Below are 19,196 nucleotides of genomic sequence, written 5' to 3'. Positions count from 1 at the left end.
TCGCCCCAGCGACAAATCTGGGTATGGGCGCGAAGCGCAAGCACCGCGCCGCAACGCCGGACAGCCTGGGCGAAGGCAGGGCAGTGTCACTCGATGGTTTCGACGATGGCCGCAATCAGAAGATCGAGGGCCGCATCGCGCCCATTGGCATCTGGTGGAGGTGCCGCCACCCGCCAGGCATTCTGCCCGCGCAGCATCAGCGTCATCTCTGTGTCTTGGCTGGGCTTTGCGCGCGCTTGCATCGTCGTGCGGATCGCCTGTTGGCCGTTGATTGTCACCGGCACCCAGTCCGCGCTGACATCGTGTGTATCCCAGTTGGCTGCAGCGATCGCCTCGGCATATTGCTGATGCGTCATGGTCTCGGGGACTTTTTCGAGACCGAAGTGCATGCCGGTGCCCAGCCGATCGGAGCTGATCACGAAGAGCATGTCCTCCTGCGATCGATCCTCGACCACCCAGAGCGCATCGAACGTCGTCTGCTTGCCGGTCACCGGATTGACAAAGGTCTGCTGCTCGACCGCCGGAGCCAGGGCAGCGATCATCCGGTCTGCAAACGGGTCGGTGACCTTGTTCAACACGATGGGAGCCAGTAGCGCCGCAATGACGCCGGCGCCAAAGCGGACGCCCGAGATCCGCCGTCCCTCTACCCGGGCACGGTCCCGGTCATGACCAGCCGGCTCACCGTCCGCGACACGGCGATACTGGAGCACGAGCGTGACCAGCGTCAGCGGAAAAATGTACAGCGCCAGGCCGCGCAGCCACATCATCATCTCGCGCGTAACGTGGAACAGTGCTCTGCCCTGATCATTGAGCTGCACCACCCGAATGCCGAAAAGCGCCTTGCCCGGCGAAGTCCCGAACACCGCCATCACGGCCGCGCGCAGGAGAATAGCCAATGAGAGCACCAGCACAGCGTACACGAACAGGACGGTGAGACGCGAATTTAAGAAACCAAACCCACCGAACCAGGGCAAGGCGAAGATTACGAACACGATCAGAAGGCTCGCCGCGTGGATCAACAGGCTGAGATCGAGAACCGTCGCCCAGAAGCGCGCCCAGGGACGCGCCAACGGCGCGTCCGGGATCTTGGGCGGCATCGCTTCGGGGGCAAGCTCCGTCGGTGGATCCTCGGGTTCAAGCGCGACCATCAGTTCCGGCGTCTCGGTCACGCGCGCCCAGTCGCCCGTGCCGGGCCGCCAGACCAGCGTTTCCCGCGTCAAGGTTCTCTCCGCGAAGAGAGACAGCAGCTCCGCTTCGTCGATCGGGCCTTTTTCCTCACCGCCGACGGCATAGTGCCAGAGCGTCATTTCATCCCCCAACTCGTGCGCACCCCGCGCAGACAGCGAAAACCGGCATGGCCCGCGCGCGGGCGCTCGGCTCAGTCGATCGTTTCAAACAGCGCCGTGACGTTTCTGTTCATGTCGAGGTCGCTGACCTTCGATGCACCGGCGTAGACGGTGACCCGCCAGGCGCCTGCATCGGTGAGAACGAAGGTCAACTCGACATCTCCCTGGTCATTGCCCGGTCGCGTTGCCGAGGCGCGATAGGCCCGCTTCCCATCGATCGTCAGCGGCCGCCACGGCGATGTGACGACAAAGAGATCCTTGAGTTCGGCGGTCCAGACCTTGGCATAATCCGCCGAGCCGACACCCCCACCCACATCAGCGTCGCGTTCGAAGTACATGGTGACCGAAAAGTCCCCCGTCTCGAAAAACGGGTTCACACCCTTGTTTCCTTTCAGCGTGGCGATCCTGAAGGGGCGATCGAAACGCGCTTCGCCCAAGGTTACCGAGTTTGTCCAGCGTGTCGTCAGCTCGGCGCTCTCGTCCGCCCGAGGGCTCGGAAGTAGCCCAAGCCCGAACTGAAAAGCCATTGCGGCAATGAACGGCGCCAGCAACGTGGCGACAATGCCGCCGGCCAGCCGCGCCGATGAAATCGGCTTGCCCTCCACCCTGGCCTTGCCTTGGTCGTAATCGGCCGGGTGCCCCTCGGCGACCCGGAAGTACTGGATGATCGCGGTGACGACGGAGACCGGCACGATCGAGAACGCCAGGCCGCGCAGCCAGACCATGAACTCGCGCTCCAGGTGAAAACCCAGCCGCCTTTTTGCCTGAAGCGGCACGACGCGCACGCCGAAGATCAGCTTTCCGGGCGACGCTCCGAAAGCGGCCGTCATCAGCGCCAGCATGGCAAAGCTGATCAGTTGGACCAGCAGAAACAGGGAAAGGGTGGATTCCAGATCGACGGCGGCACGCGCGATGAACAGGTTGATATCGACGATGTCCTTCGGCAGGACGAGCGCCGCGATGTACGCGAGGAAGGCGGCCGGTATGTAGAGCAGCAGCAGGTCGAAGATGCGGGCAAGGAAACGCGGCCACGGCCGGGCAAGCGGATAGGCCGGCACAGGCGGCGGCGCCGCGTCAGGCACATGGGGCACGGGCGTTACCCGACGCACGGCCGCCTTGATGTCCGGCGCATCACGGGCCTCGGTCCAGTTTTCCTGACCATTTCGCCAGACGAGCACGTCCGAAGCGAGCTCGCCGCGCGCGATCATCGCCAGCAACCTGTTAGTGCCGACAGGGCCGTGCCGTTCCGGCCCGATCGCATAGTGCCACGATGTCATTGCGTGCTCCCCAGCCCCAAGCCAAGCCCCCTGGCCAACCACCCGGCAAGACGCGGGGCGCCGGAACGGTAGGTTGCATCAACGCCGGTCGCAACTGTTGCCAGAGGACTTTCCACAGCGGTGACAGATCGCCGCCCGTGCAAGCAGCACTTGCAGCCGCACACATGGGCCAGAACTTGGAAATTTCCGTTGAAGCGCTACACTTTAGAAGAAAGTACTGGACCTTGGCCGCAACGCCCGTACAAGGCGCTTCGGTGAGGGCTCACCACCCCCCGCAACCGAGGATCGCCGACATGAAACACGCCCTTGCCGCCTTCGCTGTCGTCCTGCTTCTCAGCGGCTGTACGGCCACCACCGGCCCCGACATCAGCTACGGCTACTCGCCGAACCTCCAGCCTATCCCCGGCAGCATCACCTATGGCGGGCAGCCGCGCACCAAGCTGAAAAAGGCGCCCGTGGGCAGCATCGTCCCGCACCAGTTCATCGATTCCTACGGCCGCAAGGTCTACGAGACCTACATCATCGAGCCTGACCGGTCGTTGCGCCTGACCAGCCGCCGCTGGGCGCCGGACTTCCTCGGTTTCGACGACTGACGACGCGCCAGTCGCTGTCACCCTGCAGACCTTCGGATCATGAAGGGTCGGCGCTATAGGCGCGCTGCGTGGGATGAAATGATCGGGGCTGTCTCCGGCGGGTGCCCCGGCGTGGTCGCCAGCAGGCCATGTTCGGCAATCGTGGCCAAAGGCGCGTTGCGTGCATGCAGCGATCGGAACGGTAGCTGCGCCTTGGCCGAAATCACCGGCAAGGCGGTTCCGCAAAGGGTAGGCCCTGGCCGGCGCTCGATGCGGCCAAGGACCGGTAGAACAGTTGGTCCCGTGTGCCGGCCCTACCCTTTGACCGGCGCGGCACCGCTTCGCAAGCCGCTCCTATCTCCCGCGACCGCCGCCGCCGCGTCCGCCTCCGCCCCCGCGAAAACCAGCGCCGCCACCGCGGCCACCACCGCCGCTGAAGCCACCTCCGCCACGGTGGCCGCCGCCGCCGTGGAAGCTGCCGCCGCCGCGGTTGCCGCCACCGGTGAAACCGCCACCGCCGTAGCCACCGCCGCCGCCGTAAATCGCTCGACCGCCCCGGTCGAAGTTCTGGAAGCCACCGCCATCCGGGAACTGCCGGCCGTAACTGCGGCTGAGTTCGTTGCGGTTGCCGAACTCACGCCCGAGCCGGTCGATCGCGAGATAGTCGGGCGCGCGCTCCCGCACCTGTTGCCGGCTGCGGCCTCCGGCCGGCCTGTTGACCGCCCCACCCTGACGACGCTCGATTGCCTGCGGCCGATTGGCTGCCGCGCTCTTTGCGGCATTCCTCAGGTCTTCACCCTCAGGGCGTTGAACCGGTTGCCAGCCGTCCGGCGTGTGCTTCTGCCACTGGCCGTTTTCGCGGCGGTAAACATTGCCGTTTCGCCCGGCATAGACATCGCCGCCCTTGCTGCCGACAGCAAAGCCGCTGTTGCCGCCGGTGTTCTTCCAGCGAAGCCCGCCGGCCGACCCGGTCGAGCCGCCGCTGATCTTGGCGAACTCGCCACCGTGCTTGACCGAAACACTGCCCCAGGAGCCATACACGCCCTGCCCGCCGCGCGCGACGGCGGCATTGCCGGTGCTCGGGTTGTAGGCTGCGACAAAGCCTCTCTGACCGGCCGGACCCGCCACCGCGCCGCCGCGGAAATAGGTTCCGGTCTTCGGGTTGTAGCCCGCGCCGACCACGAGGCCCCTGTTCGGGCCATAGGCGTAGCCATACCGCCCGAAGGCGCCGTAGGCGGGATTGTAGAACGCGCCTACGCCATAGCTGATCGGCGGCGGATAATAGGGCGGCCAGTCGCCGCCGTCGTCATAATCCCAATAGGGCGGATAGTACCAGCCCGAGCCCCAGACGATCGTGTCCCAGGCCAGATACATGTAGAGATAGCCGAGCGTGTAGCCGTACCAGACGGCATCGTCCTCGGTGTCATAGACCCGGACATAGGTGACATTGTAGAGAGGCGATGACGGCGAGATGGTATAGATCTCGTCCGGCACCGCGCGCGCGACCGCAAAGGGGCCGGTCGGCGTATCGCCGACGAACCAGATGCCGTCCTTAAGCACGAAATACTTGTCGGCGACCTTGATCACCTGGTCGTTCGAATTGACCGCATAAAACATCGACGTGCCTTCGATCGGCACGAATTTCGGCTCGCCGCTATAGGTCGGCTCCACCTTGACCGATCCATCGGTCGCAACCCGCGCCAGCCTCGGGATGCTCGCCCTCAGCCGCGCCTCTGCACTTTCGGAGGTGCCAGGTATCGAGGCGCGCGCGACGGCGTACGGCGCGTCGCTTGGCAGCTTCAGAAAATCCGCCGGCAGACTGGGGGTGGCAAAGGTCCAGGGGCCTTCAAGCGCGCTCGACGAGAACCACCGCCCGGACAGAAGCGTGTACCAGGTCTTGCTCGGCTTGTAATAGAAGACGCCGCTTCGCGTATTGGATGCCCATTCGAGCTCCGTGCCCTTGACCGGCTCAAGCGTGGGTTTGCCGTCAAAGATCACCAGTTCTGCCGGCTTGTCCGAATAGAAGACCTTGGGCACGACATTGTCTGCGAATGCGGCCGGCGGCACCGCCGCTTTCGCCTCCTTCCAGCTTTCCTCGTCCGGCAGGCTGGAAAGAACGGCCGGGAGCGTGTCGGCCACGACCCAGCCGCTTTCAAGCGTGCTCGATTTCAGCCAGCTTTTCCCGTCGCGCAGGTAATAGCTATTGTCCGCGCCGACCTTGAAGAGGTCCCAGTTCGTATTGGTGACGAAGGAAAGACCCTGAGCGCCCTTGACCGGCGCGGTGACGGCCGCGCCGTTCGTCTGCACCAGGATTGCCGGCGTCTCGCTCACGAAGATCGGCGGCGGATCCGCCTTGATATCGGGCACGTCGGCGAGCCGCTTGTAATCCATCAGGCTTGCCGTCAGCCGCTCCTGCGACACGATGATCGGGTCCGTCGGCAACAGCTTGCCAACCTCGAGCGCGAGATCCGTAAGCTGTTGGCGGTCAAGCGTCGAGAAGTCGACGCGCGTGACCTTGACGTCGGTCAGCGTCACGTTTCCGCTGTCGTCGTCCGCCACCGTCTTGGCGGAGGCGGCGATAATGCCATAGGCGGGCTTTGCGTCGGCCGACATCGTGAGCTCCGCCGCAATCAGGGCGTCGAGCTCGGTGAAGTTGGTCCAATCGGAGATCTGCGGCTGATAGAGCGTCAGTTTGGCGCCTGCGTCTGACGTGAACACCTTTGGCCAGGCAGGCGTGTTCGCGTCGGACTGCTGCAGGTATTTGCCGGCGACAAAACCGTTGGCGCCGGAATAGCTCACGGCGCACCACGTTGCCGTGGTATCGCACTCCTTGATGTCGACCTCTTCGCCCTGCGGAATAACCCGCATCGAGGCGAAACCCGTATCGGGACCCGTTCTGAAATTGACATTGGCCGTCAGGGTCGCGGGATCGGCAAAGGCGGAAGTGGAGAAAAAGGACGCAATCGTCAGATAGGAGATCACTCTACGCATGGCTGCCTCTTCGTTGAATGCAGCTCTACCTTTTGGAGCATCGGCAGGGTACGCCGCGACGACGGCTTCGTCCAGCTTTCGGCCGGCTCCGGCCGTCGTAATTGCATGAAATTGCAGGGCTGCAACGAGCCCTGCCACGGTGGGATCGCGGAAACCCGGACCCCACCTTCGTGGCTTGGCACTCAAGTGCGTTTGACGGTCAAGATACGCCTGCGAGATCGGCCGACGGTCCCACTGCAATCGCGATTTTTCCGCGCAGGCCGTTGTTGGGGCTCTCCAGGCGGGCATGGGCGCGTGGAATGTCGGAGAGCGAATAGACGGCGCCAACATGGGGCCGCAGCTGACCGCGCGCTACCAATGCGCTCAACTCATCGAGCTTGCCGCGGTTTTGTCTCGTGAAGACAAAGTGATAGCTCGCATTCTTGCCCCAGGCCTGAACGAGGTTTTGTGGCTGTGCAATATCCACGATCGTGACGACGCGGCCGAGTTGGGCAAGCGCGTCCGGGCTCAGCGTCAATGTGTTGCCGCCGATGGTATCGAACACGACGTCGACGCCGCGACCACCGGTTTCCCGCAGGATGGCGTCGACGTAGTCCTCCTTCTCGTAATCGATGACGACATCGGCACCCAGGCTTCGGACAAACTCGGCGTTTGCTTCGCGCACCGTCGTGAACACCCTTGCTCCCATGGCCTTTGCCAGCTGGATCGCCACATGACCGACCCCTCCGGCGCCGCCGTGGATGAGAATGCTTTCCCCCACCCGCAGCGCCGCACGTACGACCAGCGCTTCGAACGCCGTCCCGCCAACGAGCGTCAGGCTTGCTGCCTCAAGATGGCTCAGCGCGGCCGGCTTCTTGCCGACAATGTTCTCGGCAGCGACGTGGTACTCGGCATAACTTCCTGGCCCGTCGAATATCTGCGGGGTGTACCAGACTTCGTCGCCGACAGAAAAGCTCGTCACACCCGGCCCGACGTCTTCGACAACGCCAGATACGTCATGTCCGGTAATCGCCGGCAGCGGCACCAGGTCGGGATAATCGCCGCGCCGGACCTGGTAATCCAACGGATTGACGGAGGTTGCATGCACCCGCACCAGGACCTCTCCCGCCTGCGGCACGGGCTTCGGAACCTCGCAAAGTTCGAACGCTTCCGGGCCACCAAATGATCTCAGTATCATCGCTTTCATTGCAGTTCCTCGTTTCGACAAAAAGGGATATCGAGAATTATCGATATATCACGGCAAAAAATTAGAGCTCTTTGCCGATGATCGCGGCAAGAGCACGGATCGTTGCCTCGTTCCGCTTGTAATAGGTCCACTGGCCGATGCGCCTGACTTCGACCAGGCCCGCCCGCTGCAGCGTTGCAAGATAATCAGACACCGTTGACTGCGACAGGCCGACGCCTTCCTGAATGCTGCTGACGCAGACACCCACCGTCAGAACGTCACCCTCATCCTGCGGGGGGAAGTTTTTCACCGGATCCTTCAGGCCTTGAAGGATTTCAAGACGCGTCCGGTTTGAGAGGGCTTTGAATATATCGAGCAGTTCCATACCCCATTTCATATCGATATTTACCGATATGTCAATGCGGAGATCGCTCGGATCCTTACCGACAGGAATGAAGTTCGCTGGGTCAGCGGCTACAAAGGCGGCAGAGCGCCATGCCGCAGGCCGCGACAATCGGCGTCGCAGAACTGTTCCGCCACCCAGGCGCGCAGCAGCTTCGTCGCCGGCCGCTCGGCCACGCGCGGGCTGTAGACAAGGTCGTAGCGGTCGCTGGCAAGCGTCAGCTCGAAAGGCTGTACGAGAATGCCCGAGGCCAGTTCCTCTGCCACCAGCGTCAGGCTCAAGAGTCCGATCCCCTGCCCGGCAACAACTGCCTGGACCGCGTGGATTTCATCGGTAAAGGAAATACCGGAACTGGCATCCACACCCGCGATGCCGGCGGCTTGCAGCCATTGCCGCCAGACCGGCGCGCGCGGATCATCGCGCCGCGCAAGGCCCCAGTCGAAATGGATCAGTGTCGCGCCTTTCAGGTCGCCGGCACTTTTCGGCGCCAGTCGCGGCGCGCAGAGCGGGGCAAAGCGGTCTTCAAACAGCGGCTCCGTGACGAGACCGGGATAGTTCCCCCCACCGAAACGGATCGCGGCATCGGCATCCGCCTCCAGATCGACGGTCCGGTTGGAGGCGTCGAGCCTGAGTGTCCAGTCCGGATAGGCCTCGCGAAACGACCCGGCGAGCGGCGCCAGGCGCTTGGCGACAAAGGCAACGGTGGAGGTGAGCCGCGCCACCTTGCCCGCCTGCTGACGACGAACATCGGCGATTGCCTGTTCGAAGCGATCGAGACCATCGCGCAACACCGGAAACAGCGCCTTGCCGGCATCCGTCAGATGCACCTGTCGGGTCTCGCGCTCGAAGAGCTTGACCTCCAGCATGTCCTCCAGCTGCCGGATCTGGTGGCTGATGGCGGTCGCAGACACATTCAGCTCCTCGGCCGCCTGCTTGAAGCTCAGGCGACGGGCGGCGGCTTCGAAAACCCTGAGCGCGCCCAGCGGCGGCAACTTCCTCATCGCGTCCTCATGCATGAGCCCAGATCATCTATCAGCTGAGAAATCGTTCTTTGTCAGCTGGCATCCGGCTCAACATATTGAGTTCAACAGCCAAGGCAACAGCGCCAAGCTGAGAAAATCTCACGCATGAAAGGACAATCCATGTCTCTCGAACAGGCCAGATCTTTCGAACGGGCCACGTCACTCGAACAGGTCGTCACCAGGCCGGATCCTTACGCCCCGTTCCTGCTTTCCCAGGCGATCAAGGCCAACGGATTCGTCTTCGTCTCAGGCCAGGCGGCGATCGGCGACGATGGCGAACTCGTCGGCGAAGGCGACTTCGACCGCCAGGCCGAACAGGCCTTTCGCAATCTCGACCGGGCACTCAAGGCCGCCGGCTCCGGCCTCGACCGGATCGTCAAGGTCACCATCTTCCTGCGCTCGATGGAGAATTTCGCAAAGATCATCGAACTCAGGCGCAAGTGGTTTTCCGCGCCCTACCCGGCCGACAGCATCATCGAGGTCTCCTCGCTCTATTCGCCCAAGGCGCTGATCGAGATCGAAGCGATCGCGCTTGAGGGGAGCCGTTGAGATGAACGCACCGCACACCGTTCCCTCACCGGTTTTCACCGGAACCCGCCTGAAAGGGCTCGACTTCGCCAACCGCCTGTCGGTCGCCCCGATGACCCGCATCAGCGCTTCGCCTTCAGGCGTGCCGGGCGAGCGCATGCAGCACTACTATGAGCGCTTCGCCCGTGGCGGCTTCAGCCTGATCACGACCGAAGGCATCTATACCGACAAGGCCTATGCCCAGACCTACAAGGGGCAGCCGGGGCTGACGGATCGACAGCAGGCCGAGGCCTGGCGCCATGTCACCGACGCGGTCCACGCCGAGGGCGGGCGCATCTTCGCCCAGCTCATGCATGGTGGCGCGCTGGCGCAGGGCAACCCGTACCGGTCCGATACGGTGGGCCCCTCGCCGGTTCGGCCGAAAGGCAGCCAGATGGCCGGCTACCACGGCGACGGCCCCTATGCCCTGCCGCGGGAGATCAGCGAGAGCGAAATCGCCGACGCGATCGCGGGCTTTGCCGCCGCCGCACGGCTTGCGATCGAGGTCGCCGGCTTTGACGGCATCGAGATCCATGGCGCAAACGGCTACCTGCTCGATCAGTTCTTCACCGATTTTTCAAACCGGCGCACCGATCGCTGGGGCGGCGACATCATCCAGCGCTTCGGCCTGTCGCTCGAAGTGTTGAAGGCCGTTCGCGCCGCAATCGGCCCGGACGTGCCGCTCGGGCTGCGTCTGTCGCAAGGCAAGGTCAACGACTTCAATCACAAATGGGCGGAGCGGGAAGAAGGAGCAGCCAGGGTTTTCGAGGCGCTTGCCGAAAGCCCGGCCGATTTCGTCCACGTGACCGAGTTCGAGGCCTGGCAACCGGCTTTCGAGGGAGGAGAAACCTCGCTGGTGGCGCTCGCCCGCCGTCATGCGCCGCGGCTTTTCCTGATCGCCAACGGCAGCCTGCATGATCGCAAGCGCGCCGAGGAAGTGTTGGCGTCAGGTGCGGATGTGATCGCGCTCGGCCGCGGCGCGCTCGTCAATCCAGACTGGCCAAGGCTTGCTGCTTCAAGCCGTGACCTGCGCCCCTTCGAACTGCCGTTCCTTGCGCCGATCAGCGACATCAAGGACAGCGAGCTGGCGCTTTAAAGCCGCCGCGACGGGCACCTTTACGCCGTGCCCGTCGCTCACTTTTCTGTTTTGACATTTTCCGGCGCCAAACGGGCCAGCCGCTCAGGACCCGGCAACGAAGCGATAGGCAGCACCGTTGCGCTCGGCTCGCCCGATGCCCGGATAGGCCCAGTGGTAGCCGAGCAACGTCAGCTTTTCGGATGCTGCCCTGTCGATCAGCGCCTTGCGGTTCTTCAGCGCCACGTCCGCATCGGTGTCGAAGCCGAAGTGCCACTCGGGGTGCTCGAAGAAGACGACATTGCTCGTGGCCGCATCGCCGGTGATAACGAGCCCGTCGTTGCCCGCACCATCTCCACCGTGAAGCTGCAGCGAGATATGGCCCGGTGTGTGCCCTTTCGTGTCGAGGACATGCAAGCCGGAGACGATGTCGTCGCCGGGTCTGACCAGCGTCAGGCGGTCCTGCACCGCGAAAAGATCGCGCTGCGCACCCCGGGCAAATCCGTGCAGACCTTTTGGCATGTTCGTTTCGAAGTTCGGGTCCGTCCAGAACTGCCACTCCGCTTCCGAGACGAAATAGTGAGCGTTTGGAAAGCTCAGCCCGCCATCGGCACTGAGCGTGCCACCGGCATGGTCGGGATGGGCATGCGTAAACACCACCTTGGTGACCTCGGCCGGATCGATCCCCGCGGCCAGAAGATTGGTGTGCAGCCTGCCGGCGCTTTCCTGGAAATGAGTGCCCGAACCGTTGTCGACGACGATCAGGTCGTCCCCCACCCGGATGACCGGAATGTTGGTGTGGAACGGCGCTGCTTCGGGCGTTCCACCGAGCCTGTTCATGATGTCAGGACGTTCCTCTTCGCTTGCATCCGGCAGGACAATGCTCACCGGCAGCATGATGAAACCATCGCTGACCACCGAAATGTCAAACGGGCCGTGGCGAAAGCGATGCGGATCGACGGCCCGGGTGCCTTGCGGCCGTGAAGAAGCGGCAGCCGTCGCGGAACCGGGGCGGCTTTCGGAAGTGGAAGCATCAGGTGAAGTGCGGAAAGAGCTCATGGTTCTGGTCCTTGGCGTCTGGTCCCTGAGGGCTTGCCCTTGGGAGATGATCCGTGAGTTTAAGGAACGCGGGGCCGGCGCCACATCGGCGGCGCCGGCCGCCAACCGTCATGCCTTTGCAAAGGCCAGGAGATCGGCGTTGAGCTGGTCCTTGTGGGTATCGGTGATGCCATGCGGCGCGCCGGCATAGACCTTGAGTTCAGCATGCGGCACCAGCGTCTTCGAAGCCCGTGCGGCGGCATCGATCGGCACGATCTGGTCGTCGTCGCCATGGATGATCAGGGTCGGCACGTCGAACTTCTTCAAATCCTCGGTAAAATCGGTCTGCGAGAAGGCGACGATCGAGTCATAGGTGTTCTTGTGCCCGCCCATCATGCCCTGCAGCCAGAAGCTGTCAATCATGCCCTGAGAGGCCACAGCACCCGGGCGGTTGAAGCCGAAGAATGGACCCGACGCGATGTCGCGGTAGAGCTTCGAGCGATCTTTCAGGCTGGCTGCCTGCAGGCCGTCGAACACCTCCTTCGGCAGGCCGCCGGGGTTGGCGTCGGTCTTGACCATCAAGGGCGGCACCGCCGAGATCAGGCCGGCCTTGGCAATGCGGCCCGTGCCGTGGCGACCGATATAGCGAGTGATCTCGCCGCCGCCGGTGGAAAAGCCGGCCAGGAAGATATCCTTCAGATCGAGCGCATTGATGAGATCGGCCAGATCGTCTGCGTAGTGATCCATGTCGTTGCCGTCCCAGGGCTGCGACGACCGGCCATGGCCACGGCGGTCATGGGTGATGACGCGAAAGCCGTTGTTGGCCAGATGGAAGGCCTGCGCTTCCCAACTGTCGGACGACAGTGGCCAGCCATGGCTGAGCACGACCACCGGGCCATCCTTGCGCCCCCAGTCCTTGTAATAGATCTCGACGCCATCGCGGGTGATGATGCGGCTGCCCATGCTCGTTGCTCCTTGAATGCCGGTTGTCCCGGCGACTGACTGGGTGGTGGATGTGTCGGCGGCCTTGGCCGGCTTGCTGACGGCGTGAACGGCTGTGGCCGTTGCTGCAGCACCAAAGGCTGCCGAAAGAACGCTGCGGCGCGAAAGGCCGCTTGAAACCGTTGCGGAGAGTGCTTGTTTCTCGGTCATGTCCTCACCTCGTTGATCTCTTCAAACCCCGCTTCCGTCCGTGGAAGCTATGGTTGAATTGATAAATCGGCGGGCCTAACCTCTCGACCGGCAAAGCTGACAACAATGGGGGCAGAAGTGACAAAACGACAGGAAAACGAACCGGCGGAGATCGGCATCGTCGTTTATCCGCGGGCCCTGATGTCGGCGATCCACGGGCTGACCGACATGTTCCAGGTGGCGGACATGCAGGCGAGCGAACAGGGCGGACGGGAGGCGCCGCAGATCCGCGTCAGCCACTGGAAGCTTCAGGACGACGGCACGGTGTCAAAAGTTCGCGACACCCACTCCGGCCCGTCCCTTGGCCTCAGGGCGCTGATCCTGCCGCCGACGCTTTCGGACCTGCCGGTCGGAGATCGCATGGGCGGCCTCCCCGCCTTCGTGCGCGAACAGCACGGCCGCGGCACCACCATCTGCTCGGTCTGCGGCGGTGCCTATCTGCTGGCAGAATCCGGCCTGGCCACCGGGCGCACCATCACCACGCACTGGTCGCACCAGGAGCTGATCGGCAATCGCTATCGCGATGTGCGCATCGATACCGACAAGATGCTGATCGATGAGGGCGACATCATCACCTCAGGTGGCATGATGGCCTGGATCGACCTTGGGCTGAAACTGGTCGATCGCTTCCTCGGAACCGACGTCATGCTGGCGACGGCACGTTTCATGATCATCGATCCCGGCGCGCGCGAGCAGAGCTATTACAGCGTTTTCGCACCAAAACTCGACCACGGCGACAGCATCATCCTGAAGATCCAGCACTGGCTGCACGGCACCAGCACGAAGGGCGTGACACTGCAGATGATGGCCGAACGCGCCAGCCTCGGCGATCGCACCTTCCTGCGCCGCTTCCAGAAGGCGACCGGCTTCAACCCGACAGAGTATTGCCAACGCCTGAGGATCGCGAAGTCACGCGACCTCTTGGAGCGCTCGCAGCTTTCCATAGAACAGGTTGCCTGGCAGAGCGGCTACGACGACACCAACGCCTACCGCAAGATCTTCCGCAAGATCCTCGGCCTGTCGCCAAAGGAGTACCGCCTGCGCTTCTCCGTGTCCGACGGCGCCCGCGGATTGGGCTCGCTCGGCGCCGATCCGATACCGGCCGTCTAGAACATGGCGCGCAGGGGTGCGCGACGGCTCTGCGGCGACGAGATGCGAAAATTCAGATGCTGAAAGCGCAAGAAGCGCATCTGAGATATCGCGACACGCTTCAAAGCATCAAACGCCAAAAAACGCCGCGCACCCTTTCGGGCGCGCGGCGTTGATCAAGCGATTGGCATTATTTGGCAAGGCCCGTTCCAAGGTCGATCGGCACCGAACTTTGCAGGACGCCGCTGGCTGGCCTTGGTATTGCCGGCACCTCCTGGCGCTCGAAAGCGCCGTCACTCCTCGCGCTACGCCTTTCCAGCGACCACGAACACGATGCGTCGGATCGCTTCGGCAAAGCTTACCCCGAGCGCCATCGCAGCAATACCGGTCACCCCAAGCGCGCCGATGCCCATGAGCTTCCACCGTCGGACGTCATCGGTCACCGGCTTCATCTCCGAGATGTCAGCCGCAATCGCGCTCGCCGACGCTTCGAGTTCACTGACCCGGTCGGCGAGCTGATCCATGCGACGGTGAACGCTTGCCTGACTGAGCGCTGACTTGTCCTCAGCCCGCCTTGCGCCCTCCTCCACCCGATGAATGGACTCCTGCAGGGCGCGCATGCCGGCGACGAGCTCCCCCAATTGGCGATGGACGACGATGTCGATTTCAGCCGGCGACATGGTCATGCTCTCCATGCTTGGCACATTCGGCCTTCGTCCAGACGCCGCCGGCGCATAGGCCAACCACGGTGCGATCGATCCGACGCTGGTCCGCTGGTGTCGCACCACGGGCACCGACGAGATCAGTTCCGACCACGCCGCGCAATCCCGGAACATTGGCCGGATGCGAAGTCCCACAGCCTGCCAGCATCAAGGCAGGCATCATAATCAAGGCGCTTCTTGTGAGCGCTGCTCTGAGCGTCATTGTTCTGCCTTTCGATGGCATTGGCAAAGGATCGGGCCCCGTCCCTGCGGATTTCGTGAACCAGCCAGGCGATACCGGCAATGATAAGCCCACCGACGATCAGTCTGGGCCAGGGCAACATCACTTCGCCCAGCCAAGGCGTCGTGCAAGCAGGTACCAGCCCTCGCAGGCCGCGCCTGCGACAAGGCCGGCGCCAACCTGCAGCAGCATCTGGAGATCCGGATCCTCGGCAAGTGCGGGGCCCGCCTCTGGCGCAAGCATCCCCTTGGCAACGAGCAGGCCGGCGCCATAGCGCAGCAAGATGCGAACGACCACGGCGCTCATTTCACCCACCTCGCAAGACCCGCGGCAGCAGCCTCAAGGAGGCGACCGAGGAAGCCGGGTGAGGATCGGTGCGCCTCACCAGGAACCTCGTTCTCCGGACCACGCCTCGGCCCGTGCGGCCGAAACGTCACGACGACGCCCTTGTCGCACGGCTCCGGTCCCGGGAGACCGTCGCCGCCATATCCGGCCTCGCGCAACGCCGCCTCGAACGACCGGCCAAAGGCCTCGATCTTCGCGCCGTTTTGCCTGACATCATTGTTGATGATTGCCCGCGATGCGGCATAGCGATAACCGGAATCAGCCGGGCTGCCGCCGACGGTGTCGAAGTCGGACAATCGCCGACCGGTAAACAGCCCTTCGATCATTCCATCAAAAAGAACACGCACCGCCGTCGCCATATCGTTCGCCCGGTCCGGCGCATCGGCCAGCCCGAACTTCATATAGTTCGCCCTACCGGTGATCTGCGCCAGACCCCGCCCGCGATATAGCCAGCCGTGATCAGCCCCAACGTTGCCGAGCCGACCACCATAAACCCTGTTTGCGAGCGCCCGAGGGTTGTTCGCATAAGGCTCCGCACTCGCAAGCGTCGGAAACCGGGCCGGCCACACCTGCATGAGCCGCTTTGCCGAATAATTCAGATCTTCCTCAACCGGCCGCATGGCGCCCCCGGTCTCATGATAGGCCTCGGCCAGTATCGCGGCCAGATGAAGGAGACTTATGTCGCGGCGCCCGGCCTCATCGAGAATGGCCTCGACGCCATTCACTTGTGGTTGAGAAAAGGACATCCCCAGCTCTCCAGGCGCACGCCAGCGCAAGGCCGCGTAAAACGCTGCTTTGTTCATGAAAACACCAATCGTTGAGTGAGATTAGAGGTCTACGGCAGCGGTCCACATGGAATCGATCCGCTCGTCGCTGAGACCAAGCCCGGCGCCAATCTCCGCAACCAAAGGCTGCGTGCGGACAAAGGTGGTCGCGTATTCCCATTCGATCTGGGCTACCCCTTTGGCCGACCCCTCCGGCATTGCCTCAATCAGCGCCGTCACTTGGGACGACCGGACGCCTTCGGCGAGCAAGCCTAAACGAAACTGACGTGCGGAAAGCGACGGCATGCTGGCGCGGATAGTATCTACGTCAGGTGGAACATAGGCGCCGATGGGAAAGTCCGGGTTTTCCGAGAGCCATTGGCGAACCGCTGGGCCAACGCCATAGGGATCATCTGGCCGACTTATGAAAGCATCTCTTATCGTGTCCCCGTCCAGAGTGGTGATTGTTACGTCAACGCTATACACGCCCGAGGTGGGCGTGGCTTTGACCGAATGAATCTTGTGAACTGTCGGCATCGTCTTGACCTCTCTCCTTTCTATGCAACTCGCTGCACGAGCCAGCCGTTTGAAGCACCGCCAAAAGTCGCTGTCAGCCCACGAACACGCCAAGTTCCAGACAATATGCCACCGCTCGCGTATCCGACATATTGGGCGCTATCGCCCGCGTAGATATTGGGAATAATCGTCGCGTTTCGCGCGACAAGGCCACCGTTGTGACCAAGGGCGATCGTGTGACCTAAAGGGAAGTTCAATTCGCCAGCGTTGCTTCCGGTATAGATTTGAGCGAAGGCAGCAGCGTGGAGCCCGTCAACCGTGTCTGCATTGCCCGAATTGTTGGCCCAGTTCACGTTGAAGTTCGAGGGGTTGTAGACGTACATGTTGGTGCCGTCGTTGCCGCCCCAAAGCCAGTTGGGCTGTCCGCCCTGACCGGACCAGTTAAACTGCATGTTGACGCCACCGGAGGCTCCACCCTGCTTAAGGTAACGGGCGGAGCCGGCTTCTCCTCCGGAGGAAACCTTGTTGCTCAAGGCTGCCGCAAGCGAGCCGCCGTAGGCTGCCATTCCCCCAGCGAAAATGACGTTGCCATCCGTCTGGTAAGTGGCGTCGCCTAGAAGCAGGTTTGCGGCGGGCATCACGTATTTGCTGCCGTCGTAGTGGAGGTATCGAGAGCCGCCACCCAAGAAGATGACGCCTGTTCCGTTACCACGGCTGGCGGTGATGTCGCCGCCAGTGATCGTGTTAAGGCCGACAGCAATCGGCCCCTCGACCGTTAGCATGCCATCGCTCTCTCGGAATGAAAGCGCCCGCACGAACGCTCCTGAAGCGTTGTATAGCACGAGCCTCAGCGAGTTGTCGGCAACCTCGTTGTAAAGTAGCGCACGGTTTACGTCAGCCGGGGTGCGGAACCAGATGTGCTTGTTGCCGGCATTTCGGAAGATAAAATCCGCTCCGGTGGTGACGTAGCTACCGTTCAGTTCGATACGCGTTCCAGAGATCGTCCCGTTGAAGATCTTGGCTGACATCGTCGTCGGCAGCCGCGCGTCGTTAAGCGTGCCTGAAGCTATGTCGTTCGCGGATCCTGACGCAGCCACCGCGGCGAGCCCGAGCGTCCCCCTCATCGATGCCGCATCGACACCGCCAAGGAGGGTTCGACCAAGAGGCGTCAGCGCCGTCGTCGCATAGACGTCGGTGTCGGTCGTATAGAGCATTTTGTTCGCGGTCGTCGTCAGTCCGGCGATCGACTGCAGGCCCGCGTCATAGGCCTGTACGTTCGTCCCGATCTCGACGCCGAGTGCTGCACGCGCAGCGCTCGCAGAGGTTGCGCCGGTGCCGCCGGCCGTCACCGGGCGCGCCGTGTTGGCATCAGCGGTCAGGTCATCAATCAGAGTGTTATAGGGAACGCTTTGAATAGTGGTGTTCGGCACGCCTTTGGTGCCGGCGGGAGGCGAATAGACTCCCCCTGTTCTGGGCATGGCGGTTCTCCATGAAAGATAAGACGTCCCAGCCGGAGGCTGGTCGCGTCATCGGTGACTTAAGCTGGACTTGCGGTGGAGGGCGGATGTTCGCACAGGCCGTGCTCGGCGAAATGATCGCAAGCCGACTGGCTGCAAAGCATCCGCAAGAGCATCGCATCATTCGGCTGTCTATCGTGTCGGACGACTAGAGTTGATCCGGCTGTTTCAGCCAATGCACCTCATTCAGCGGATTCCGTTTTCCGCGCGACACAGGGGTTCCATAGGGCAGCCACGAGCCACGCCGCCACCATGGAAGCGAGGGATCGTTAAGGTCGACGGGCTGATCGGAGAATTGTTTCATCACTTGGTCCACAACCGCGCCATTTCCCTTGGCCGTCAAGGCATCGGCTCCCTTCTTGGCCGCGAATGCCGCATTTGCTCGGTGTGGCGATGAGACATACATATGGGTGTTTTTCTTGAGCACCTGGTTTGCTTTGTTGATCGCCTTGCCGGTGAGCCATTCCACGTTAGTGCCCTTACCGGCGAACCTTTCCATGATCTTATCGGCGACTGGAATGTTGTTGAGAACGCTCTCCACGCCGCCTTTGATGGCATTGTCCATGGTGGCGCCGTTCTTCGCCATCTCACCGGCAATTCCGCTCACGATACCGAAGCCAACTTCACCTACCTTCTTGATTTTGGGCAGCGGCATATAGACGGAGGAAGCGATGTCGCCAGCGACGTTCCCAGCCATGGTCCAGCCCGGGTTCTCGTCTTGCACACGCCGTCGATAGTTTTGGATACCGTCAAGGGTCTCCCAGTAGTCATCCTCCGTGAATGGAGCAGCCAAGGCGGCTGCAGCATGCTCCACGGCGCCGAGCGCGAAGGGGCCAACCATTGGAACGCCGTCCACGGCGCCGGTTCCAAAAGCGGCAGCTGCGTCGCCGACATCCCCGGCATAATCCGCGATCGTGTCCGCCCACCCCTCTTCTTCAACGGATTGCTTGGGCGCCTTGAACCTTGCGTAAGCCGCCTCAGAGGCTGACAACCTGTCTTGAGAGATAAGCCGCGACGGCCCGCCAGCTTTCGTATCAGCGTCGGCCCGGCTCGGGAGCACGTCGGGCACACTCGGCGCGTTGCCAACGCTCCGGTCGATGGTTGGTCGATTACTCGACGATCCGTAGCGCACACGGCCTCCCTGCGACGGCAGGGGCAGCGCACGCGGCGCGTCGTCAATGTCTGCATCCGCCATAGCGGAGGCCATGGAATCAAAAGCCGTTGCCGGCGATCTCTCCACACCCCTATAGTTTTCCAAGGACGGCCAGCTTTGCTGACGACGACCCGATGCTTGCGGCAATACACTTCGTATGTTTCGTTCCTTTGCCATAGATCTGCCTTGTCTGTTGGTGCCTCGACCGTGTTTCCCCGCGACG

Annotated in this window: 20 protein-coding genes; 5 read left to right on the top strand and 15 right to left on the bottom strand. The window is 62.7% G+C overall.

Annotation, left to right across the window (positions count from 1 at the left end; all coding sequences use genetic code 11):
- Positions 1–86: 86 nt before the first annotated feature.
- Together VGO04_RS23635 and VGO04_RS23630 are read right to left on the bottom strand one after the other, a co-directional pair.
- The gene (locus tag VGO04_RS23635; protein ID WP_327498402.1) at positions 87–1,307 is read right to left on the bottom strand and encodes an RDD family protein; all 1,221 of its coding nucleotides are present in this window, start codon (positions 1,305–1,307) and stop codon (positions 87–89) included.
- A gap of 71 nt (positions 1,308–1,378) precedes the next feature.
- A complete protein-coding gene (locus tag VGO04_RS23630) occupies positions 1,379–2,623 on the bottom strand; it encodes an RDD family protein (RefSeq protein ID WP_327498401.1) in 1,245 nt (414 codons plus the stop codon).
- A gap of 293 nt (positions 2,624–2,916) precedes the next feature.
- On the opposite strand from VGO04_RS23630, the gene VGO04_RS23625 reads away from it, so the two are divergent.
- The gene (locus tag VGO04_RS23625; protein ID WP_327498400.1) at positions 2,917–3,216 is read left to right on the top strand and encodes a hypothetical protein; all 300 of its coding nucleotides are present in this window, start codon (positions 2,917–2,919) and stop codon (positions 3,214–3,216) included.
- Between the two features lie 333 nt (positions 3,217–3,549).
- Here VGO04_RS23625 and VGO04_RS23620 read toward each other — a convergent pair whose 3' ends face one another.
- The 4 genes from VGO04_RS23620 to VGO04_RS23605 all read right to left on the bottom strand — a co-directional run bounded on the left by VGO04_RS23620 (position 3,550) and on the right by VGO04_RS23605 (position 8,770).
- On the bottom strand, positions 3,550–6,186 hold the full coding sequence (locus tag VGO04_RS23620; RefSeq protein ID WP_327498399.1) for an SH3 domain-containing protein: 2,637 nt from the start codon (positions 6,184–6,186) through the stop codon (positions 3,550–3,552).
- A 199-nt stretch (positions 6,187–6,385) separates the two neighbouring features.
- Positions 6,386–7,372 (bottom strand): zinc-dependent alcohol dehydrogenase family protein, encoded by a 987-nt coding sequence (locus VGO04_RS23615; protein ID WP_327498398.1) that lies wholly within the window; start codon positions 7,370–7,372, stop codon positions 6,386–6,388.
- Between the two features lie 61 nt (positions 7,373–7,433).
- Complete coding sequence (locus VGO04_RS23610; protein WP_104668638.1) at positions 7,434–7,736, bottom strand: ArsR/SmtB family transcription factor; 303 nt, start codon at positions 7,734–7,736, stop codon at positions 7,434–7,436.
- An 89-nt stretch (positions 7,737–7,825) separates the two neighbouring features.
- Entirely contained in the window at positions 7,826–8,770 is a 945-nt protein-coding gene (locus VGO04_RS23605; RefSeq protein WP_327498397.1) for a LysR substrate-binding domain-containing protein, read from the bottom strand.
- A gap of 126 nt (positions 8,771–8,896) precedes the next feature.
- Here VGO04_RS23605 and VGO04_RS23600 point away from each other — a divergent pair, with 126 nt between their 5' ends.
- Together VGO04_RS23600 and VGO04_RS23595 are read left to right on the top strand one after the other, a co-directional pair.
- On the top strand, positions 8,897–9,325 hold the full coding sequence (locus VGO04_RS23600) for a RidA family protein (protein ID WP_327498396.1): 429 nt from the start codon (positions 8,897–8,899) through the stop codon (positions 9,323–9,325).
- A gap of 1 nt (position 9,326) precedes the next feature.
- On the top strand, positions 9,327–10,439 hold the full coding sequence (locus VGO04_RS23595; protein ID WP_327498395.1) for an NADH:flavin oxidoreductase: 1,113 nt from the start codon (positions 9,327–9,329) through the stop codon (positions 10,437–10,439).
- Between the two features lie 84 nt (positions 10,440–10,523).
- On the opposite strand, the gene VGO04_RS23590 is transcribed toward VGO04_RS23595, so the two are convergent.
- Both VGO04_RS23590 and VGO04_RS23585 read right to left on the bottom strand, forming a co-directional pair.
- Positions 10,524–11,477, bottom strand: a complete 954-nt coding sequence (locus VGO04_RS23590) for an MBL fold metallo-hydrolase (protein WP_327498394.1) — start codon at positions 11,475–11,477, stop codon at positions 10,524–10,526.
- Positions 11,478–11,585: 108 nt separating this feature from the next.
- Positions 11,586–12,419, bottom strand: a complete 834-nt coding sequence (locus tag VGO04_RS23585) for an alpha/beta fold hydrolase (protein WP_414650593.1) — start codon at positions 12,417–12,419, stop codon at positions 11,586–11,588.
- A 306-nt stretch (positions 12,420–12,725) separates the two neighbouring features.
- On the opposite strand from VGO04_RS23585, the gene VGO04_RS23580 reads away from it, so the two are divergent.
- Entirely contained in the window at positions 12,726–13,757 is a 1,032-nt protein-coding gene (locus VGO04_RS23580) for a GlxA family transcriptional regulator (RefSeq protein WP_327498392.1), read from the top strand.
- Between the two features lie 284 nt (positions 13,758–14,041).
- On the opposite strand, the gene VGO04_RS23575 is transcribed toward VGO04_RS23580, so the two are convergent.
- From VGO04_RS23575 to VGO04_RS23550, 6 genes are all read right to left on the bottom strand, one after another.
- A complete protein-coding gene (locus tag VGO04_RS23575; protein WP_327498391.1) occupies positions 14,042–14,416 on the bottom strand; it encodes a DUF1515 family protein in 375 nt (124 codons plus the stop codon).
- Positions 14,403–14,660 carry a hypothetical protein gene (locus tag VGO04_RS23570; RefSeq protein WP_327498390.1) on the bottom strand — a complete coding sequence of 86 codons (258 nt, stop codon included), beginning with the start codon at positions 14,658–14,660 and terminating at the stop codon, positions 14,403–14,405. Before VGO04_RS23570 ends, VGO04_RS23575 begins: the two co-directional genes overlap by 14 nt.
- Before the next feature lie 120 nt (positions 14,661–14,780).
- Positions 14,781–14,984 (bottom strand): hypothetical protein, encoded by a 204-nt coding sequence (locus VGO04_RS23565; RefSeq protein ID WP_327498389.1) that lies wholly within the window; start codon positions 14,982–14,984, stop codon positions 14,781–14,783.
- Positions 14,981–15,826, bottom strand: coding sequence for a hypothetical protein (locus VGO04_RS23560; protein ID WP_327498388.1), 846 nt, complete (start codon positions 15,824–15,826; stop codon positions 14,981–14,983). The genes VGO04_RS23565 and VGO04_RS23560 overlap by 4 nt, the downstream gene beginning before the upstream one ends.
- 24 nt (positions 15,827–15,850) lie before the next feature.
- Positions 15,851–16,324: a hypothetical protein gene (locus VGO04_RS23555; protein ID WP_327498387.1), complete on the bottom strand. Its 474-nt coding sequence runs from the start codon at positions 16,322–16,324 to the stop codon at positions 15,851–15,853.
- Between the two features lie 20 nt (positions 16,325–16,344).
- Positions 16,345–17,781 carry a hypothetical protein gene (locus VGO04_RS23550; protein WP_327498386.1) on the bottom strand — a complete coding sequence of 479 codons (1,437 nt, stop codon included), beginning with the start codon at positions 17,779–17,781 and terminating at the stop codon, positions 16,345–16,347.
- Positions 17,782–17,792: 11 nt separating this feature from the next.
- On the opposite strand from VGO04_RS23550, the gene VGO04_RS23545 reads away from it, so the two are divergent.
- A complete protein-coding gene (locus VGO04_RS23545; RefSeq protein ID WP_327498385.1) occupies positions 17,793–17,972 on the top strand; it encodes a hypothetical protein in 180 nt (59 codons plus the stop codon).
- On the opposite strand, the gene VGO04_RS23540 is transcribed toward VGO04_RS23545, so the two are convergent.
- The gene (locus VGO04_RS23540) at positions 17,969–19,150 is read right to left on the bottom strand and encodes a hypothetical protein (RefSeq protein WP_327498384.1); all 1,182 of its coding nucleotides are present in this window, start codon (positions 19,148–19,150) and stop codon (positions 17,969–17,971) included. The two genes, VGO04_RS23545 and VGO04_RS23540, sit on opposite strands and share 4 nt — an antisense overlap.
- Positions 19,151–19,196 lie beyond the last annotated feature (46 nt).

Source organism: Ensifer sp. (assembly GCF_035999185.1).
Taxonomy (GTDB): domain Bacteria; phylum Pseudomonadota; class Alphaproteobacteria; order Rhizobiales; family Rhizobiaceae; genus Ensifer.
The sequence above is the reverse complement of the archived record's forward strand: the minus strand, read 5'-3'. Positions and strand labels throughout refer to the sequence as shown.